Source organism: Solidesulfovibrio sp., from assembly GCF_029978005.1.
Taxonomy (GTDB): Bacteria; Desulfobacterota; Desulfovibrionia; order Desulfovibrionales; family Desulfovibrionaceae; genus Solidesulfovibrio.
The window spans coordinates 1-2,175 of the sequence record NZ_JARKOZ010000027.1 but is presented as its reverse complement, the minus strand read 5'-3'; the positions used below and the strand labels follow the sequence as shown (position 1 = coordinate 2,175).

The window sequence follows — 2,175 nt, the reverse complement described above, 5'->3', positions numbered from 1 at the left end:
CCCAGGGCGGCGGCCCCCGACGACAGCCCTTTATCCCTCCCCTGCGCCGCGGCGGCCTTGTTTGACAATCCTGTCAATTCCACTTTAGATGGGCGCTACCGGCGACGTCAGCAGGCTTCGGGCGCTCCCTCCCGGACGCTCCCCTTTGCCTGCCGTCACGCGTGCGTTCCTCCGCGGCCCGGCTCCGGCGGTGCGCCCGCCGTGCCGACCGTGCACCCGTCGCAGGGCAACCACCGGAGGACCCCCATGGGCAAGGCAGGCATCAACAGCGTGTTGACGATCGCGGTCGTGGTTTCGCTTTTCATCGGCATCGCGTCGCTCATCGCCTATGCGGCGCGCTCGACCTACGCCATCACCACCGGCCTCAAGGAGGAGGCCCTGCGCCAGTCCGCCGACAGCACGGCGAAGATTCTCGGCCTCTACCTCGACACCCTGGACGACGAGGCCGAACACCTGGCCAACCTGCCCGTCGCCCTGGAGGCCGTCATCGGCGCGCCGGCGCGGGCCGTGGGCATGCTCAAGGGATACGTCGAGACCTCCAACAACCTCTACCGCGTGGCCTTCATCGACCTCGACGGAGTGGCCGTGGCCTCGGCGGCCAAGGGCGACGCCCCGCCCGCCGCCTCCTACGCCGACAGCGACTTCCTCAAGGAGATCAAGGCCGGCAAGAAAAGCGTCATCACCCGCGCCGTCTTCAAGGAAGGGCCGTCGAGCGGCGTGCTCTTCGTCGTGGCCCACGTCATCGTCGACCCGGCCGGCAAGCCCCGGGGCGCGGCGGCGCTTTTCCCCAGATGGGACGCCTTCACCAAGGAATTCATCGATCCGGTGCGCTTCGGCCGCACCGGCTACGGCTTCATGTTCGACGGCGAGGGGCGGGTCATCGCCCACGCCAAGGACCCGTCGCTGCTTTTGACCAAGCCCGGGGACGCCTCCATCGCGGCCAAGGCCCTGGCGGTCAAAAACGGCCTCGTGGCCTACGCCTTCGGCGGCGAGGAGAAGTACATGGCCGTGGCCCAGGCCCCCCGGACGGGCTGGGTCGTGTGCATGACCGCCGCCGCGGCCGAGCTGTCGGAGCTGGCCGCCGGACCGCGCAACGTGCTGGTGGGGCTGGGGCTGGCCGTCCTGGCCGTGGTGGCGGCGCTGATCGTGGTTTTCAACCGGGTGGTGGTCCTCGCCCCCCTGCGCGCGGTCATGGAATTCACCGAGAAGGTGGCCGGCGGCGACCTCAAGGCCGCGCTTTCCGGCAAATTCCGCTTCGAGCTGGCGGCGCTGGCCCGCAACCTCGAAACCATGGTCGGCGAACTCAAGAACAAGCTCGGCTTCGCCCAGGGCGTCATGCGCGGCATCCCCACCCCCTGCGGCATCGTCGGCCCGGACTTCAGGATGGTCTGGGTCAACGACCACATCTGCCGCCTGCTGGAAAAGACCGGCGCGCCCGAGACCTACGTCGGCCAGCCCTCGGGGCTTTTCTACCTGGGCGACGCCGCCAGGGAGACCTGCTCCGACCAAGCCATCAAGGAAGGACGGCAAAAGACGGCCGAGAACGCCTTCGCCGCGCCCTCGGGCCGCAGCCTGCGCGTCCACGTGACGAGCACGCCTTTTTTCGACATGGACGGAGGCATGCTCGGCTCCATCTCCTTCTGGGACGACCGTACCGAACTCCACGCGCAGCAGGCCCGCATCGAGAGCCAAAACGCCCTCATGGCCGAAACCGCTTCCAAGGCCGCCGCGACCTCCGACCGCATGGCCGCCGCCTCGCAGCAGCTCTCGGCCCAGATCGAGCAGGCCAACCAGGGAGCCCAGGAACAGCACGGCCGCGTCCAGGAGACGGTCACGGCCGTGGAGGAGATGAACGCCACCATTCTCGAGGTGGCCAGAAACGCCGGGGACACAGCCCAGGGAGCCCAGGACGCCAGGGACCGCGCCCGGGAAGGGGCGGACCTCGTGGTCCAGGTCGTGTCGGCCGTGGGCGGCGTGCGCGAGGCGGCGGGCCGGCTCAAGGAGAACATGCGGGGCCTGGGCCAGCAGGCCCAGGGCATCGGCGCGGTGCTCGGCGTCATCTCCGACATCGCCGACCAGACGAATCTCCTGGCCCTTAACGCCGCCATCGAGGCGGCCCGGGCCGGCGAGGCCGGGCGCGGCTTCGCCGTGGTCGCCGACGAGGTGCGAAAGCTC

General features: G+C 69.7%; 1 protein-coding gene. It reads left to right on the top strand.

Translation table 11 applies throughout. The annotated features are described in order from the left end of the window. Window positions 1-246: 246 nt before the first annotated feature. A partial coding sequence (locus tag Q1K70_RS02860; RefSeq protein ID WP_300155479.1) for a methyl-accepting chemotaxis protein occupies window positions 247-2,175 on the top strand: 1,929 nt, incomplete at its 3' end.